General features: G+C 71.7%; 15 protein-coding genes. 7 read left to right on the top strand and 8 right to left on the bottom strand.

Annotated elements, in window-relative coordinates; all coding sequences use genetic code 11:
* Positions 1–32 precede the first annotated feature (32 nt).
* A complete protein-coding gene (locus tag ABZ887_RS43445; protein ID WP_361303302.1) occupies positions 33–2,021 on the top strand; it encodes a BTAD domain-containing putative transcriptional regulator in 1,989 nt (662 codons plus the stop codon).
* Between the two features lie 115 nt (positions 2,022–2,136).
* On the opposite strand, the gene ABZ887_RS43440 is transcribed toward ABZ887_RS43445, so the two are convergent.
* From ABZ887_RS43440 to ABZ887_RS43425, 4 genes are read right to left on the bottom strand one after another with little or no spacing between them, the layout of a single operon-like run.
* Positions 2,137–3,003 carry a sugar phosphate isomerase/epimerase gene (locus tag ABZ887_RS43440; protein ID WP_361303299.1) on the bottom strand — a complete coding sequence of 289 codons (867 nt, stop codon included), beginning with the start codon at positions 3,001–3,003 and terminating at the stop codon, positions 2,137–2,139.
* Positions 3,000–4,016 (bottom strand): Gfo/Idh/MocA family oxidoreductase, encoded by a 1,017-nt coding sequence (locus tag ABZ887_RS43435; RefSeq protein ID WP_361303296.1) that lies wholly within the window; start codon positions 4,014–4,016, stop codon positions 3,000–3,002. Before ABZ887_RS43435 ends, ABZ887_RS43440 begins: the two co-directional genes overlap by 4 nt.
* 43 nt (positions 4,017–4,059) lie before the next feature.
* Positions 4,060–5,499: a sugar porter family MFS transporter gene (locus ABZ887_RS43430; protein WP_361303293.1), complete on the bottom strand. Its 1,440-nt coding sequence runs from the start codon at positions 5,497–5,499 to the stop codon at positions 4,060–4,062.
* Positions 5,500–5,510: 11 nt separating this feature from the next.
* Complete coding sequence (locus ABZ887_RS43425; protein ID WP_361303290.1) at positions 5,511–6,461, bottom strand: TIM barrel protein; 951 nt, start codon at positions 6,459–6,461, stop codon at positions 5,511–5,513.
* A gap of 235 nt (positions 6,462–6,696) precedes the next feature.
* On the opposite strand from ABZ887_RS43425, the gene ABZ887_RS43420 reads away from it, so the two are divergent.
* A complete protein-coding gene (locus ABZ887_RS43420; protein WP_361303287.1) occupies positions 6,697–7,710 on the top strand; it encodes a LacI family DNA-binding transcriptional regulator in 1,014 nt (337 codons plus the stop codon).
* Positions 7,711–7,724: 14 nt separating this feature from the next.
* Here the strand turns inward: ABZ887_RS43420 and ABZ887_RS43415 are convergent, their stop codons facing one another.
* From ABZ887_RS43415 to ABZ887_RS43405, 3 genes are all read right to left on the bottom strand, one after another.
* On the bottom strand, positions 7,725–8,729 hold the full coding sequence (locus tag ABZ887_RS43415) for a substrate-binding domain-containing protein (protein WP_361303284.1): 1,005 nt from the start codon (positions 8,727–8,729) through the stop codon (positions 7,725–7,727).
* A gap of 631 nt (positions 8,730–9,360) precedes the next feature.
* Positions 9,361–9,729, bottom strand: coding sequence for an SH3 domain-containing protein (locus ABZ887_RS43410; protein ID WP_361303281.1), 369 nt, complete (start codon positions 9,727–9,729; stop codon positions 9,361–9,363).
* A 47-nt stretch (positions 9,730–9,776) separates the two neighbouring features.
* A complete protein-coding gene (locus ABZ887_RS43405; protein ID WP_361303278.1) occupies positions 9,777–10,232 on the bottom strand; it encodes a peptidoglycan-binding domain-containing protein in 456 nt (151 codons plus the stop codon).
* A gap of 230 nt (positions 10,233–10,462) precedes the next feature.
* On the opposite strand from ABZ887_RS43405, the gene ABZ887_RS43400 reads away from it, so the two are divergent.
* From ABZ887_RS43400 to ABZ887_RS43390, 3 genes are all read left to right on the top strand, one after another.
* The gene (locus ABZ887_RS43400; protein WP_361303275.1) at positions 10,463–11,374 is read left to right on the top strand and encodes a peptidoglycan-binding protein; all 912 of its coding nucleotides are present in this window, start codon (positions 10,463–10,465) and stop codon (positions 11,372–11,374) included.
* Entirely contained in the window at positions 11,367–12,278 is a 912-nt protein-coding gene (locus ABZ887_RS43395) for a helix-turn-helix domain-containing protein (RefSeq protein ID WP_361303272.1), read from the top strand. The genes ABZ887_RS43400 and ABZ887_RS43395 overlap by 8 nt, the downstream gene beginning before the upstream one ends.
* A gap of 263 nt (positions 12,279–12,541) precedes the next feature.
* A complete protein-coding gene (locus ABZ887_RS43390) occupies positions 12,542–13,753 on the top strand; it encodes an alkaline phosphatase (protein ID WP_361303422.1) in 1,212 nt (403 codons plus the stop codon).
* Positions 13,754–13,915: 162 nt separating this feature from the next.
* On the opposite strand, the gene ABZ887_RS43385 is transcribed toward ABZ887_RS43390, so the two are convergent.
* Positions 13,916–15,445, bottom strand: a complete 1,530-nt coding sequence (locus tag ABZ887_RS43385) for a UDP-N-acetylglucosamine 1-carboxyvinyltransferase (RefSeq protein ID WP_361303270.1) — start codon at positions 15,443–15,445, stop codon at positions 13,916–13,918.
* Between the two features lie 264 nt (positions 15,446–15,709).
* Between ABZ887_RS43385 and ABZ887_RS43380 the strand changes: the two genes are divergently transcribed.
* Both ABZ887_RS43380 and ABZ887_RS43375 read left to right on the top strand, forming a co-directional pair.
* Entirely contained in the window at positions 15,710–15,871 is a 162-nt protein-coding gene (locus ABZ887_RS43380; RefSeq protein ID WP_361303267.1) for a hypothetical protein, read from the top strand.
* Positions 15,872–15,978: 107 nt separating this feature from the next.
* Positions 15,979–16,182 (top strand): hypothetical protein, encoded by a 204-nt coding sequence (locus ABZ887_RS43375; protein ID WP_361303264.1) that lies wholly within the window; start codon positions 15,979–15,981, stop codon positions 16,180–16,182.
* Positions 16,183–16,338 lie beyond the last annotated feature (156 nt).

The following is a 16,338-nucleotide window of genomic DNA, read 5'->3' as shown; positions in this document are numbered from 1 at the left end:
AGCAGCGGGTCGGCAGAACGTACGGTGGGCGGGTGAGGAACGACCAGGTCGCCTTCGGGGTGCTCGGACCCGTGACGGCCGAGCGGGTCGGTCTCCCGCTCGCCCTGAAGGGCCCCCGGCACCGCGCCGTACTGGCCCGGCTGATCGTCGCCCGCAGACGCGTAGTGCCCGTCGCCCGGCTGGTCGCCGACCTCTGGGAGGAGCCGCCGCCCACCGCCGTCGGCGCCGTCCGCACCTTCGTCGGGGATCTGCGGCGGGCCCTCGAACCCGACCGGCCGCCCCGAACTCCGGCCCGGCTGCTGGTCACCGACGGCCCCGGCTACGCCCTGCGCGCGGAAACGGTCGACGCCTGGCGGTTCGAGCGGGCCGTGACGGCCGCCGGGCAGGAGGAGCCCGGGACGGCCGCGGAGCTGCTGCGGGAGGCGCTGGAGCTGTGGCGGGGGCCTGCCTACGCCGAGTTCGCGGACGAGGAGTGGTGCCGGGGCGAGCGGGCCCGGCTCGCCGAACTGCGGCTGCGGGCCGTGGAGCAGCGGGCCGAGGCGCTCCTGGCGGCGGGCCGGGCGGCCGAGGCGGTGCCCGATCTGGACGCCCACCTCGCCGGGCACCCGTGGCGCGAGGAGGCCTGGCGGCTGCTGGCGCTCGCCCTCTACCGGACCGGCCGCCAGGGCGACGCCCTCGCGGTGCTGCGCCGGGCCCGCGCGACCCTCGCCGGACAGCTGGGCGTCGACCCGGGCCGGGCGCTGCGCCGGCTGGAGGCCGGCATCCTCGCGCAGGACCCGGGGCTGGACGCGGAACGCGAGTCGGCACCGGCCCGGGTCTGGTCCCGGGCCGCCGAGGCGTACGACCGTACCGTCGCCGCCGGATCCCGGGCCCGCCTCGAATCGACCGTGGGACTGCTCCGCACCCTCGCGGTGACCGGCTCCGGCGGGCTGGCCGCCGCCCGCGAACACCGGCTCGCGGCGATCACCGCGGCCGAGGAGTTCGGGGACCCGGAACTCACCGCCCGGGTCATCGGCGCCTACGACGTCCCCGCCATCTGGACCCGGTCCGACGACGAGACGGGCGCCCGCCGCATCGTCCGGGCCGCCGAACGGGCACTGGCCCGCCTCCCCGCCACCCCGGCCCAGGACGCCGCCCGCTGCCGGCTGCTCGCCACCGTCGCCCTGGAGTCACGCGGCACCAGGTCCGACCGCGCCGCGCAGGCCGCCGCCGAGGCCGAGCGCCTCGCCCGTCGTCTGGACGACCCGGCGCTGCTCGCCTTCGCCCTCAACGGCGTCTTCATGCAGTCCTGCACCCGGCCCGGCCTCGCCCCGCGCCGCGACGCCGTCGGCACCGAACTGGTCGCTCTGGCGGCCCGGCACGGCCTGGCCACCTACGAGGTGCTGGGCCATCTGATCCGGGTACAGGCGCGCGCCGCGCTCGCGGACTTCACGACGGCCGACGAACACGCGGCAGCCGTCGATCAGCTGGCGGACCGTCATGAACTGCCGCTGGCAAGGGTGTTCACGGCGGGATACCGGGCGCTGCGCCTGGCGGCGACGGGCGGGACCGGCCACGACGAGGGAGGAACCGGTGCCGTCGAGGCCGCCTACCGTGAGGTCGGCCGGCTTCTCGACGGGCCCGGGATGCCCGGGGTGCGCGACGGGCTGCTTCCTCTCGCGCTGCTCTGCCTCCGCCTGGCGGAGCGGCCCCGCGGAATCCGGGACGCCGTCGACCCGGGCGCCGACTGGGGGCCGTACCTCCCCTGGATCCGGCCCGCGCTCGCCCTCGCCGCCGACGACGAAGGGGCAGCCCGCGACGCGCTGCGCGGGCTGCCCGAGCCTCCTGCCGACCTCGTGCAGGAGGCGCTGTGGTGCGTCGCGGCGGCCGCCGCCCTGGAACTCGGCGACCAGCCGACCCTGCACCGCTGCCAGGCCGCGCTGCGCCCGGCCGCCGGCCAAATCGCCGGCGCGAGCAGCGGGTTGCTGACGGCCGGTCCGATCGACGACTGGCTGACGAAGCTGGATGGGGCTCTCAGCTAAGCGCGCCCCAAAGGGGCGCGGGGCTGTATCCATATGCGGCTCCGCCACGTGGGCGCGACCAGCCACGACGGCGCCGCAGCCGAAAACGAACCCACCGCGGCCTCCCAGCGCAGCGCTACGCCGCCAGCTCCTTCCTGATGCGGTCCAGCATGAACGCCGAGGACTCGCGCGCCCGTTCCTCCCAGGCGAAGACGCAGGCGGTGGCGACACCGTCGAAGTCCAGCTCGCGCAGGGTGCCGAAGAAGGCGTCCCAGTCCACCTCGCCCTGGCCGATGTCCAGGTGCTGATGGATCCGGGCCGTGGTGCCGGGCGGGTTGAGGATGTAGCGCAGCCCGCTGGAGCCCTTGTGGTTGAAGGAGTCCGCGATGTGCACGTGCCGCAGCTTGTCACCGGCGTAACGCATCATCGCCGCGATGTCGGCCGTGGGGTCGGCGCCGGAGAGGTGGAAGGAGTGCGGGGCGCAGTAGAGGTAGTTCACCCACGGCTTGTCGATCGCGCGGACCAGGTCCACCGCGGGGGTGTTCTCCTCGCAGAAGTCGTCCGGGTGCGCCTCCAGGTTGAGGGCGATGCCCTCGCGCTCGAAGAGCGGGAGCAGTTCCTCCAGCGAGCGCCAGAACGCGGCCTCGCTCTCGGCGGCGCGCTCCGGGCGGCCGTTGAACTCGCTGTTCATCAGCGGGCATTCGAGATCGGCCGTGATCTCGATCATCCGCTTCCAGTAGCGGACGGCCGCCTGCCGCTCGGCCTCGTCCGGCGACGACCACTTGTACAGCGGCAGCACCGAGGAGAGCTGCACGCCGTGCGTGCGCAGCGAGTTCTTCAGCTCAGCGATCCGCCCGTCGTCCGCGCGCGGATGCAGGAAGAACGGCATGAAGTCGTCGCGCGGCGACAACTCGATGTATCCGTAGCCGAGTTCGGCCACCGTGCGGACCATGTCGTCGATCGGCAGGACACGGAACATGTACGGGTCGAGGGCGATCTTCATGCGGTGCCTCCGTAGAAGGCCGGGCGGGGCTTGAGGTCGGTGGCGACGACGGTGCCCGACTCCAGGGCCTCGACGGTCGCGGCGGTGATGACGGTGGCGGCGTAGCCGTCCCAGGCGGAGGGACCGGTGGGCTCCTCGCCCGCCGCCAGGCCGGCGATCCACTCGCGGAACTCGGTGTCGAAGGCGTCCCGGAAGCGGCCCACCCAGTCGGTGAGCACGGCGGTGCTGTGCCGACCGGCGGTACGGACGCCGACGGCGGCCGGGTCGGGCAGCCGGACCAGGCCCTCCTCGCCCACGGTCTCGCACTGGATGTCGTAGCCGTACCGGCAGTTGACGAAGACCTCCAGGTCGACGCGGACGCCCCTGGCGGTCTCGAAGAGCATGATCTGCGGGTCCTTCAGGTGCCCGGACCGCTTGCTCGTGGAGCGCGGCAGGACCACCTGGGCGGAGACGATCTCGTCGTCGAGGAGCCAGCGCAGTACGTCGACCTCGTGCACCGCCGTGTCCAGCGCGGCCATCGCGGAGGTGTACGACTCGGGGACGGTCGGGTTGCGGTGGGCGCAGTGCACGATCAGCGGTGCGCCGATCCGGCCGGAGTCGATGACCTCCTTCAGCTGCCGGTAGCCGGCGTCGTAGCGGCGCATGAAGCCGACCTGCACCAGCCGCCGCCCGTGCGCCTGCTCCGCCTCGACGATCCGCAGGCAGTCCTCGGCGGTGGTGGCGAGGGGCTTCTCGCAGAAGACGGGCTTCCCGGCGGCGATCGCGGTCAGCACGTGCTCGGCGTGGGTGGGGCCCCAGGAGGTGACGAGTACGGCGTCCACGTCGTCGGCCGCGACCACGGCCGCCCCGTCGGGCAGCACCCGGGCGCCGACCGGCTCCGCGGCCTCGGCGGCACGGGCCGGGTCGATGTCGGTGACCGCGGTGACGCGGGCCCCGGTGATGGTGTGGGTGAGGCGCTGGATGTGCTCGTTGCCGATCCAGCCGGCGCCGACGACTCCTACACGTACGGTCATGGTCGTCCCTTCAGGGGGTCAGGCAGGGGGGCAGACAGGGGGGTCAGGAGAAGCGCGCCCGGAGTTCGGCTTCGAGGGTTTCGAGGGTGCGGCCCCTGGTCTCGGGGACGTGGAGCTTCACGAAGGTGAGCGAGAGGATCCCGGCCACGGCGAAGAGGAAGAAGGTGTTGGAAATGCCGATGGCGGAGACCAGCGACGGGAAGACCAGGCCGATCACGAAGTTGGTCAGCCACAGCACCACGGCCGCGACGCCCATCCCGAAGCCGCGCATCCGCATCGGGAAGATCTCGGAGAGCATCAGCCAGGTCACCGGGGAGATCGCGCCCTGCTGGAAGGCGAGGAAGGTGACCGTCATGGCGAGCACGGCGTAGGCCCGGCCGTCCCCGGCGGGCAGCACCAGGGAGAAGACGCCGATGAACAACAGGGCCAGCGTGGTGCCGATCTGACCGGTCATCAGCATCGGACGGCGGTTGACGCGCCCGAGGAGCCAGATGCCGGCGAACGTGGCGAGGACCGAGATCACACCGTTGGCGATGTTCGCGGTCAGCGCGGTGTCCGCGGCGAAACCGGCGTCCGAGAGGATCTGGGTGCCGTAGTACATGATCGTGTTGACGCCGGTGATCTGCTGCACGATCGCGATGCCGAAGCCGACGAACATCAGCTTGCGCAGCCACGGCGTGGCCTTCATGTCCTGCCAGCCGCCGAGCCTCTCCTGCTCCTCCCGCACCGCGAGCGCGGACACCTCGGCCAGTTCGGCCTCGGCGCGCTGCGCGGACCGCACCTGCCGCAGCACCTCCAGCGCCTCGCCGAACCGGGTCCTGGAGGCCAGCCAGCGCGGGCTCTCCGGCATCACCAGCATCCCGAACCACAGCACCACGGCCGGGACGGTGGCGATCACCAGCATCCAGCGCCAGACGCCACCGCTCTCGCCGCCGACGTGCGCGATCACGGCGTTGGAGGTGAAGGCCAGCAACTGCCCGCTGACGATCATCAGTTCGTTGCGGGTGACCAGCGCGCCGCGCCGCTCCGCGGGTGAGATCTCCGCCAGGTACACCGGCACGGTCACCGACGCGCCGCCGACCGCGAGGCCGAGCACGAACCGTGCCACGATCATCACCGCGGTGGTCGGCGCGAGGGTGGCGCCCAGCGCGCCCACGAAGAACAGCACCGCGAGGGCGAGGATCGTACGGCGGCGGCCGCGCGCGTCCGACAGCCGGCCGCCGGCCACCGCACCGAGCGCGGCGCCCAGCAGCAGCGAACTGGTGACCATGCCCTCGGTGAACGAGTTCAGCCCGAGGTCCCTGCTCATGTAGGGCAGGGCACCGTTGATCACGCCGGTGTCGTAGCCGAAGAGCAGTCCGCCGAAGGTGGCGACGACCGTGATGGCCCGCAGTCGCCGGGAGACCGCCGCGGAGGGCCGGTCGGTGCCGGGGACGGTGGCCTCGGGGGCGGTGGCCTGGATCGCGTCGTCCCTGACGTTCATGGCCCGCCTCCTCACCGGCCGAGGGCGGGGCGCCGGGTACCGGACAGCCCTTGGCCGTTCAGGTACTCGCGCGTGCTGGTGGCGATGGGCAGCGGCACCTCGGGGGCGCACGGGTACAGGTCCTGCTCGACGATCACGAACAGCTCGGCGTCGAGGCCGGCCAGCTCGGCGATCACGTCGGCGGGGTTCGGCACCCCGGCCGGCGGCGAGACGCACACGCCCCGCTTCACGGCCTCGCCGAAGCCGAGGTCCTCCGCCGCCACCTGGGCGAGGATCTCCGGGTCCATCTGCTTGATGTGGACGTAGCCGACGCGCTCGCCGAAGCGGCGGATCAGGTCGACGTTGTCACCACCCCCGTAGGCCACGTGTCCGGTGTCCAGGCACAGGTTCGTGTACCGGACGTCGGACTCGTTCAGCAGCCGCTCGATCTCCGGCTGGGTCTGGATGTGGCTGTCGGCGTGCGGGTGGATCACCAGCCGTACGTCGTACTCGTCGAGGAGCAGGCGGCCCAGCCGGTCGGCGGCCTTGCCGAAGCCCGCCCACTGGCCGGCGGTCAGCTCCGGCGACTCGGTGAACGCGCCGGTCTTCTCGTCCCGGTACATGGGCGGGATGAGCACCAGGTGGTGGGCGCCCGCGGCCTGGGTCAGCGTGGCGACCTGCCGGACGTGGGCGAGCATCTCGTCCCAGGCCTCGGGGCGGTGCAGCGCGCCGAACGCGGTGCCGCCGGAGACCTTGAGCCCGCGGGCGTCGAGTTCGTCCCTGAGCCGCTGCGGGTCGGTGGGGAGGTAGCCGTAGGGGCCGAGCTCGAACCACTCGTAGCCGGCCTGCTGCAGCTCGTCGAGGAAGCGGGTGTACGGGACCTGGTGCTCGTCCTCGGGGAACCAGATGCCCCAGGAGTCGGGTGCCGAGCCCAGGCACAGGTTGCCTGCGGTGGTGCGGAGGGCGGATGGCGCCGTTGCCATGGAGTGTCCTTCGGGGGAGGGGGTCCTCCGGGAGAGGGGGACTCGGTCGCGGGAGGCGGGCCTTTGTCGCGCTCTACTAGCGCGCTCTAGTGCGAGTACGATGACCCCTGTCCGAATGTCATGTCAATACCTTGTCGCCGGGGGATTTCCGGGAGCTTCCGGGGGCAGGCCCTAGGGTGGGCTCCGTCGAAGGGTGGGTGCACTGGTGGATGCAGCGGGCAGGCGGCGGCCGACGATGGCCGACGTCGCCGACAGGGCGGGTGTCTCCCGGGCGCTGGTGTCGATCGTGTTCCGCAACCAGCCCGGCGCGAGCCAGGAGACGCGCGAGCGGGTGCTCCGGGTCGCCGACGAGATCGGCTACCGCCCCGACAGCGCGGCCCGGCTGCTGGCCCGGGGCCGCAGCCGCACCCTCGGCGTGATGTTCACCGTCCACCAGACCTTCCACACCGACCTCATCGAGGGCATCTACCCGGAGGCCGAGCGGCTCGGCTACGACGTGCTGCTCTCCGCCGCCGCCGAGGGCCGCAGCGAGGAGAAGGCGGTGGAGGCTCTGCTCGCCCACCGCAGCGAGGCGCTGATCCTGCTCGGCCCGGACGCGGACCCCGCCTACCTGGACGGGCTCGGCCGGCGTGTCGTGACCGTGTCGGTCAGCAGCCGGGTGCCGAGGGCCCGGGTGGACTTCGTGCACAGCGCCGAGAGCAAGGGCGTCCGGCAGGCCATGGACTACCTGGTCGAGCTCGGTCACCGCAGGATCGTGCACATCGACGGCGGCCGGGGTCCCGGCTCGGCCGAGCGGCGGCGCTCCTACCGGGCCGCGATGCGCAGGCACGGACTGGAGCCGGAGAGCCGGGTGATACCCGGTGCGCACACCGAGCAGTCCGGCATCGAGACCGGACGGCTGCTGCTCGCGGAACGCGACCGCGGGCTGCCGCTGCCGACCGCGGTGCTGGCGGGCAACGACCGTTGCGCGATGGGCGTGTTGATGGCGATGACGCGGGGTGGCGTCGAGGTCCCGGGCGACGTCTCCGTGGTCGGCTTCGACGACAGCCATCTCTCCCACCTCATGCCGGTCGGCCTCACCACGGTCCGTCAGGACGCGCGGCTGATGGCCGAGTACGCGGTGCGGTTCGCCGTGGAGCGGCTGGAGGAGCCCGAACTGGAGCCGCGCGAGGCGGTGCTGGACCCGAAACTGGTGGTACGCGGCACGAGCGGGCCGCCCCCCGCAGGAGACGGCCCGCTTGCCGGGTGATCGCCGACTGAGCGTCAGCGGGTGCCGTTGGCGGCGAACTCGGCGATGGTGCCGGCGTTGTCCTTGGTGACGAACGCGGGCCCGGTCAGGACGGGGGCGGTGCCGCCGCCGCTGTAGTTGCCGTTGTTCTTGTAGAGCCACAGGGAGTCGACGGCGAGGTAGCCCTGGAGGTACGGCTGCTGGTCGACCGCGAACTCGACGGAGCCGTCCTGGACGGCGGACACCAGGTCCTTGTTGAGGTCGAAGGTGGCCACCTTGGCCTTGCTGCCGGCGTCCTTGACGGACTGGATGGCGGTCAGGGCGATCGGGGCGCCGAGGGTGACGACCTGGTCGATCGAGGAGTCCTGCTGGAGCTTGGCCGTGATGGTGGACTTGACCGAGGGCATGTCGGTGCCGTTGACGTAGATCTTGTCGGTCTTGCCCTTGAAGCCCTTGGCCAGGCCCGCGCAGCGGGCTTCGAGGGCGACCTGGCCCTGGGCCTGCACGACACACAGGGCGTGCTTGGCGCCCAGCTGGTTGAGGCGCTGGCCGAAGGCCTCACCCGCGATGTTCTCGTCCTGGCCGAAGTACTCGAGCATGCCGAGCTTCTTCCAGGCGTCCAGACCGGAGTTGAAGCCGACGACCGGGATGTCCGCGGCCTTGGCCTTGGCCACCACCGCCTTCAGGGCGTCGGGTGTGGCCGCGGTCAGGGCGATGCCGTCGACCTTCTGGTCGATCGCGTTCTGCACCAGGTTGGCCTGGTTGGCGGCGCTGGGGTCGGCGGAGTAGACCAGCTTGATGTTGTCCTTGGCGGCGGCCGCGGCCGCGCCCTTGCGGATCAGGTCCCAGAAGGTGTCGCCGGGCTGGGCGTGCGTGATCATGGCCACCGTCATGCGGGGCGTGGACGCCTTGCCGGCGGACGCGGCGGCGCCGCTGTTCTCGGAGTTCTTGCCGCCGGAGCTGCTGGAGCAGCCTGCGGCGAGCAGGACGCCCGCGAGAACGGTGGCGGCCATGGCGGCGGCTCGGTGGTTTCTGTGCATGTCCCTAGCACCTCGCTGTGCGGTCTGGGTCGGCTCTGCGGAGCGGAACGAGCGGTAATGAATGACGGGGAGGGGATGTCTTCGCCGGCCCGGTGGCCCGGTGCCGGGGTGTGGCGGATCGGGGAGTCGTGAAGCGCGCGGGTGGACCGCCGGCGGTGGGGGCATGCGGCGCCGGTGGCCGACCGGGTGCCTCGCACGGGCGGGAGTGGAGCTCCGTGCCGACGGTCAGGGGTACGACCGACGGCGGTTTGCGGCTTGCGGCTCGTGTCTGCGCTAGAGCGCTTTATTAGCGCGCTCTAGTGACACGTACTATGGGCGCGCCCTCAGGGGTTGTCAATGACTTTGTCATGACGTTCCAACAAAGGAGGACGGGGCTCGCGCGGCGGCCACCGAGGGGGCGCGCGGCTGGTCGGCGGGCATGCCGATGCCCGCCGCGCCGGTGAGGGTGGCGGGCGGTGCGAAGTGGGGGAGACGGCCTTCTCGGCGGGGGCGGCAGGGGCGACGGGGCGGCGGAGGCGCCGGGGTTGCGGGGGAGGGGTGGCCCAGGGGGGCTGGATCGGCCGGTGCCGGGAGAGCTCGCGCGGGGACACCCCCGTCGCCCCCGCGCGAGCTTGTCAGAGGGGCGCCTCGGTCAGAAGCCGCAGGAGTAGTTGGAGCCGTTCCCGGGAAGCAGGGAGTCCTTCACCCAGCCGACCGTGCCGTCGTCGATGTTCCAGAGCCAGGTCCAGGTGCCGCCGTCGCCGGAGGTGTAGCAGTAGTACATGAGCGTGTCCTGGTTGTCGGCCCAGCCCTTCACGGCACAGCTGGTGCTGGAGCCGCTGCGCATGTTGGCGGAGACGCCCTTCGTCATCGTGACTTCGGTGCCGTCGTTCAGCGGACCGGTCCGGCCGCAGTAGGCGCTCGCCGACGCCGGACCCGCGGCGGTGACGACCAGGCCCGCGGGGACGGCGAGCACCCCGATCGTCAGTGCCGCCAGCTTCGCGCGGAATGCTGTTCGCATGCCTCGTTCCTTTCCTCAGGGACTACGGATCTGTGCGTGAGCGGTGGTCAGCACCCCGGATAGCGCAGCCACGGCCAGGTCTTGGGGCCGACGCTGCCGTCCTCTTTGAGCGCGGCCTCGCAGAGGTCGTTGATGTCGTGCTGGAAAGCCCTCGCCGCGGCCTGGGACTTGGAGCCGAAGATCCCGTCGACGGTCCCCGGGTCGTATCCCCGGTACTTGAGGAGGCACTGGGCCTCCTTGCCGGCGGCGGTCACCTGCGAGGTGGACGGAATCGCGGTGCTGCCCGTGTAGTAGCCGGCGGTGAGCGGGCCGAATCCGCCGGTCACGTTGCAGGCGTAGACCGTGGCCGCGGTGGCCGCGGTGGCCTCGGTCCCGGCGGCGAACTGGCCGGCGAGCGTGCCGCCCAGGAGGACGGCTGCGGCGAGCGCGAGTGACGCACGCCTGTGCGTCGTCGGGCCTGCCGTCGCGCCTGCCGATGTGCCTGCCGCCGTGGTGACTGTCATGGAACCCCCGGAACCCGTCGTGGTCGGTGCGCGGCCCATCGTGGTCGGCTCTCCGTCCAACCGGCCACAGATCAAAGCGAGTTGGGACAAGCGGGGATGATCCCGGTGCTGAGCTGCAGGGATGTCGTGCGGGACGACGGGACGGCGGGATGTGCAGATATCGTGAAGGCGGGAAGGGCGTGGGACGGGGGCTGGACGGGTGCGCGACGGCGTACGCGAAGGGTTGGGGCATGTCGCGATGGAAGGCGCTGCCCGAGTCGTTGGATCCCCGGATCCGCCGACTCGTGGTCGAGCTGCGCCGGTTGAAGGACCACAGCGGGCTGAGCATGGTCGCGTTGGAGTCGAGGACGGGGTTCAGCAAGTCGTCCTGGGAGCGCTATCTCAACGGCAAGGTGGCGCCGCCCCGGCAGGCCGTCGAGACCATGGCCGAAGTGTGCGGCGGGGACCGGATCGGCCTGGCGGCGCTGTGGGAAGTGGCCACCACCCACGCCTCGCAGGGTCCCACGGCACCGGCACCGGCACCGGCACCGGCTCCGCGGGAGCCGGAACGGCCGGCGCTCTCCAAGGCGGTGCCCGAGGAGCCCGGCGAGTCAACGGCCTTCGTCGGGCAACCGGATGACGACCGACCGGAAGACGACCGCCCCCAAGACGCTGGCCCCGACGACGGCGGACCGGACGACGGCCGGACCCCGCGTCGGGCACGGCCGGTCGCGACGGTCGCCGGTGTGGCCGTGGTGGCGGCAGGCCTCGCCGTGCTGGCGGCGGTGGCCGTGGCCATCGCCTGGCCCGGGTCGCCGTCGGCGACCCCGGAACCTCGTGCGGCCGCCGCGACGACGAAGGTGCCGACCTCCACCTACTCCGCGAAGACGTTCCCGTGCTACTTCACCCTGCACGACGGTCTGCTGTACGCCGGGCACAGCACGACCCTCACCGACGAGTACCACGTCGGCATCACCGTCGAGGCGGTGGCGGAGGTGCAGTGCCTGGCCAGACGGCACGGCTTCGACCCGAAGGGGATCGACGGCTCGTTCGGGCCCAACACCAGGGCCGCGGTCCAGGGGTTCCAGCGGTCCCGCGGACTCACCGCCGACGGCATCGTGGGTCCCATGACCTGGCGTGAGCTCAGGAAGCCGGGTGGCTGAGGGCCCCCGGCCGGGCCCGGGCCGTGAGCCGCGGGCGGCCACCGCACCCGAGGTCCGTCACCTCGTGGAGCGGCTGCGGGAGGCTCGGGAGGAAACCGGGCTGAGCTTCGCCGCGCTCGCGGCCAGGACCACGTACAGCAAGTCGTCCTGGGAGCGGTACCTCAACGGCAAGACGCTCCCTCCCCGGGACGCGGTGGAGACACTCGCGAAGCTGAGCGGCGCGGACCCCGTACGGCTGCTGGCGCTGTGGCAGCTCGCCGACCGCGCGTGGAGCGGCCGCGACGCACGCGCCACCGCCCCGCAGGCCACCGCCCCGCAGGCCGCCGGCCCCGCGGAAGCCGCGCCCGCCACGGACGCGCCGCGAGAGGCGGGAGCGCAGGCCGTGGTCGTGGACCCGCCCCCGGGGCGGTCCGACGGGCCGGTCCTCCGGGACCGGAGACCGGGCCGCGGCACCGTCCTGCTCGTGGCGGCGGGGACCGTGCTGGTCACCGTCCTCGCCGTGGGTGCCGTGGCATGGACGTACGGGGGCTGGCACCGGGAACCGGCGTCGAGACCCAGCAGCGGTACCTGCCGGGGGGAGAGTTGCACGGACCGCGACGCCGAACAGCACGACACGGACTGCTGGACGGACGCGGGCACCCGGGCGCGCCGGGAGATCGCCGGACGCGTCGTGGAACTGCGCTTCAGTCCGACGTGCCGGGCGGCCTGGGGCCGGATCACCGCACCGCGCAGCGGGGACCGGCTGCAGGTCGACACCACCGACGGACGGCACCAGTCACGGCTGGTGCTCGTGCCGGGCCGGTACCTCTACACCCTGATGATCGGCCTCGGGCGCCCGTCCGAGGCACGGGCCTGCATCGAACTGCCCGACGGCTCCTCCGCCTGCACCGGTTGGGGCCGCTGACACCGCGCCGGGCGACCGCCGCCGCACCCCGCCCTCGCGTGACCTGTCCGAACAAGTACGGGGCCGAGCGTCTTTACCTGCCACTCAAGATCTCGTCGCGTACTGGTCATCTGTTCTTGGTCAACATCATCCAAAGGGACCTTATGTTCGCGGTCAAGCAATGGGCAAGAACAGTAACGGAGGACGTTGTGTCCCTGGATGTCCGTAGGGCTCGGCGGTTCGCCGCTCCCGCAGCCGCCGCGGTCGCTGCTGCGGTCGTGACGATGGTGGTCAACCCGACGCTGGGCGCGTCGGCCTCGGCTCCGCAGGCCTCGGCCAAGACCCCGACCGCCAAGAACGTCATCTTCATCAACGGCGACGGCATGGGCGCCGCCACGCGCCAGGCCGCCCGCCTGCACCTGAGCGGCCTGGGCGGCCAGCTCGCGATGGACAAGCTCCCCGTCTCGGGCCAGCTGACCACCGAGCCGGACGACCCGAAGGCCGTCGTCACCGACTCGGCCGCCGCGGCGACCGCGTGGGCCACGGGCGAGAAGACCTACAACGGCGCGATCAGCGTCGACGTGGACGGCAACCCGCTGGCCACCCTCGGTCAGCAGGCCAAGGCGGCCGGCAAGGCCACCGGCCTGGTCACCACCGCGCAGGTCACCGACGCGTCGCCGGCGGCGTTCTTCGCGAACACCGCCAACCGTTCGGCGCAGGACGAGATCGCCCGCCAGTACATCGAGGTCAGCAAGCCCGACGTCATCCTGGGCGGTGGCGAGGACTGGTGGCTGCCCGCGGGCAGCGCCGGTGCGTTCAAGGACCAGCCCGCCGAGGACCCGTCCGAGGCGAGCAAGGGCACCAAGGGCGACCTCATCGCCAAGGCCAGGAAGGCCGGTTACTCCTACGTCTCCAGCGCGGAGCAGCTCAGCAGCGCCAAGGGCGGCAAGCTCCTCGGTCTCTTCGCCAACGAGGAGATGTTCCAGCAGCGCGCCGAGGGCCAGGGCGACGTGTACAGCCCGGTGGTCGGTCTCTCCACCATGACCAGCAAGGCCCTGAGCACGCTGGACAAGAACAAGAAGGGCTTCTTCCTCATGGTCGAGGAGGAGGGTGTGGACGAGTTCGCCCACGCGAACAACGGCACCCGCGTCCTGCAGTCCATGCAGGAACTGGAGAAGGCGGTGGCCGTGGCCCGTGCCTACGTCGCCACCCACCCCGACACCCTGCTGGTCGTCACCGGCGACCACGAGACCGGCGGCCTGGCCGTCGAGGACTCGGACGCGGCCGACGAGTCCGGCACCGGCATCTCCGCCGAGGACGGTCCGTTCAGCATCCGCGGCAGCGAGAAGAGCTTCTACATCGACTGGACCACGTCCGGGCACACCGGTGTGGACGTTCCCGTGACCGCGGTCGGCCCGCTGTCCGACCGCTTCACCGGCAAGCACGCCAACACCCACGTGTACGACGTGCTGCGCCAGGCCCTGACGCGCCGCTGACCGACGAGCGGCGGCGTCGACCGGGGCCGACCGGGCTCCACTTCGGCAAAGGCGATCACCACGGCGCCCGCCAAAGTCCCGGAACCGCCCCGGAGATGCCGCCGCACCCCTCCCCGACCCGCGAACCAGCAGGTCGGACCGGGGCGCGGCGGCATTCGGCCGTCAGATGTCCCGGAAGATCTCGATCTGCGCCCCGATCGTGTTGAGGCGTTCGGCGAGGTCCTCGTAGCCGCGGTTGATGACGTACACGTTGCGCAGCACGGACGTGCCCTCGGCCGCCATCATGGCGAGCAGGACGACCACGGCGGGGCGCAGGGCCGGCGGGCACATCATCTCGGCGGCGCGCCAGCGGGTCGGGCCCTCCACCAGGACGCGGTGCGGGTCGAGGAGCTGGAGGCGGCCCCCGAGGCGGTTCAGGTCGGTGAGGTAGATCGCGCGGTTGTCGTAGACCCAGTCGTGGATGAGGGTCTTGCCCTGGGCGACTGCCGCGATGGCGGCGAAGAACGGGACGTTGTCGATGTTCAGGCCGGGGAAGGGCATCGGGTGGATCTTGTCGATCGGCGCCTCCAGCTTGGAGGGGCGGACCGTGAGGTCGATCAGGCGGGTACGGCCGTTGTCCGCGAAGTACTCGGGGCTGCGGTCGTGGTCGAGGCCCATCTCCTCCAGGACGGCGAGTTCGATCTCCAGGAACTCGATGGGGACACGGCGGACCGTCAGCTCGGACTCGGTGACGACGGCCGCCGCCAGCAGGCTCATCGCCTCGACCGGATCCTCGGAGGGGGAGTAGTCCACGTCCACGTCGATGGTCGGGACGCCGTGCACGGTCAGGGTCGTGGTGCCGATGCCCTCGACCTTGACGCCGAGCGCCTCCAGGAAGAAGCAGAGGTCCTGGACCATGTAGTTGGAGGACGCGTTGCGGATGACCGTCACGCCGTCGTGGCGGGCCGCGGCCAGCAGCGCGTTCTCGGTCACCGTGTCGCCGCGCTCGGTCAGGACGATCGGCCGGTCGGGGCGGATCGCGCGGTCGACCTGCGCGTGGTACTGCCCCTCGGTCGCCGCGATGTCCAGACCGAACCGGCGCAGCGCGATCATGTGCGGCTCGATGGTCCGGGTCCCGAGGTCGCAGCCGCCGGCGTACGGCAGCTTGAAGTGGTCCATGCGGTGCAGCAGCGGACCGAAGAACATGATGATCGAGCGGGTGCGTACGGCGGCCTCGGCGTCGATCGACGCCATGTCGAGGTCGGCCGGGGGGACCAGCTCCAGGTCGACGCCGTCGTTGATCCAGCGGGTGCGCACGCCGATGGAGTTGAGCACCTCCAGCAGGCGGTACACCTCCTCGATCCGGGCCACCCGGCGCAGCACCGTGCGCCCCTTGTTGAGCAGCGAGGCGCACAGCAGGGCCACGCACGCGTTCTTGCTGGTCTTCACGTCGATCGCGCCGGACAGCCGACGGCCGCCCACCACCCGCAGATGCATCGGGCCCGCGTAGCCCAGTGAGACGATCTCGCTGTCCAGGGCTTCACCGATTCGAGCGATCATCTCAAGGCTGATGTTTTGGTTGCCGCGCTCGATGCGGTTGACAGCGCTCTGACTGGTGCCGAGCGCCTCCGCCAGCTGTGTCTGTGTCCAGCCACGGTGTTGCCGGGCGTCACGGATGAGCTTGCCGATGCGTACGAGGTAGTCGTCTGCCATGAGGCCGAGGTTATCTCAGATATGAGATGGCGCCCGTTGGGGGGTCCGTTCGGGTGATGCCCTGTCAACGGGCGCGGCTGTTCGGTCCGTCGACCGTCGTTCCGATTCGCGCAAGGGCGGGGTGAGAGCACGTCAAGACGGCTCCCAACGTGTGGTCAGGAATTCCGCGGGCCGTTGTCCGGAGGCCTTTCCTCCGCACGCTGGAGTGGTGCCCGGCGCCCCCCGTCGGCACGTGTCACAAGGCTCAAGTCGGAGGTACGGGAAATGCCCCAGGCGGCCATGGAGACCACCCGGTCCCTCGGAAATCCGGAAGTCCCGAAGTCCACCCCGCTCGGATCCCTCGGCGCCGATCAGGGAACGACCGCCCTGACGCCCGAAGGCGAGAACCCCAAGCGGTTCCTCGCGATCATCTACAACGGAATCTGATTCACGGTCCATTGCGCAGCGGACCGCCTCCGGTGCCCTGTCGAAAGGGCACCCGCGGCAGCCACCGGAAATTCCCGCACTCTCACCGCACACAGTAGGTATCGCACATGTCTCGAAGGGTCTGGGTGGCGGAAGGCGTGGCGGCCGGCGGTGGCATATACGGCCGCGCCCTGAAGATTCCGGACGGGAAGCCGGAGCCCGGCGCGGCTGCCGGAGAGGGCGTACGCCGACAGGCGCCCTCGGTCCGCAAGAGCCATCTGGGTGACATCCCGACCTGTCCCTGCCTGGCCGCGCTGGTGCCCGATGCGTGATGGTCCGCTGGCCGCCCTGGATGTGGTGTTCACAGGTCAGGACGGAGTTTTCGTGACCGACGAGCCGGGTCTCGCGGACGGGCTGACGGCGCACGGGGTGCCGGCGTCGACGTTCGACGGCGTGCTGGGCGGCCGCGAGCCGGCACCGCGGCGAGT

The sequence above is a fragment of the Streptomyces sp. NPDC047061 genome, from assembly GCF_040643955.1.
Taxonomy (GTDB): Bacteria; Actinomycetota; Actinomycetes; order Streptomycetales; family Streptomycetaceae; genus Streptomyces.
Note: the sequence above shows the minus strand (reverse complement) of the source record. Positions and strands in the feature narration are given on the sequence as shown.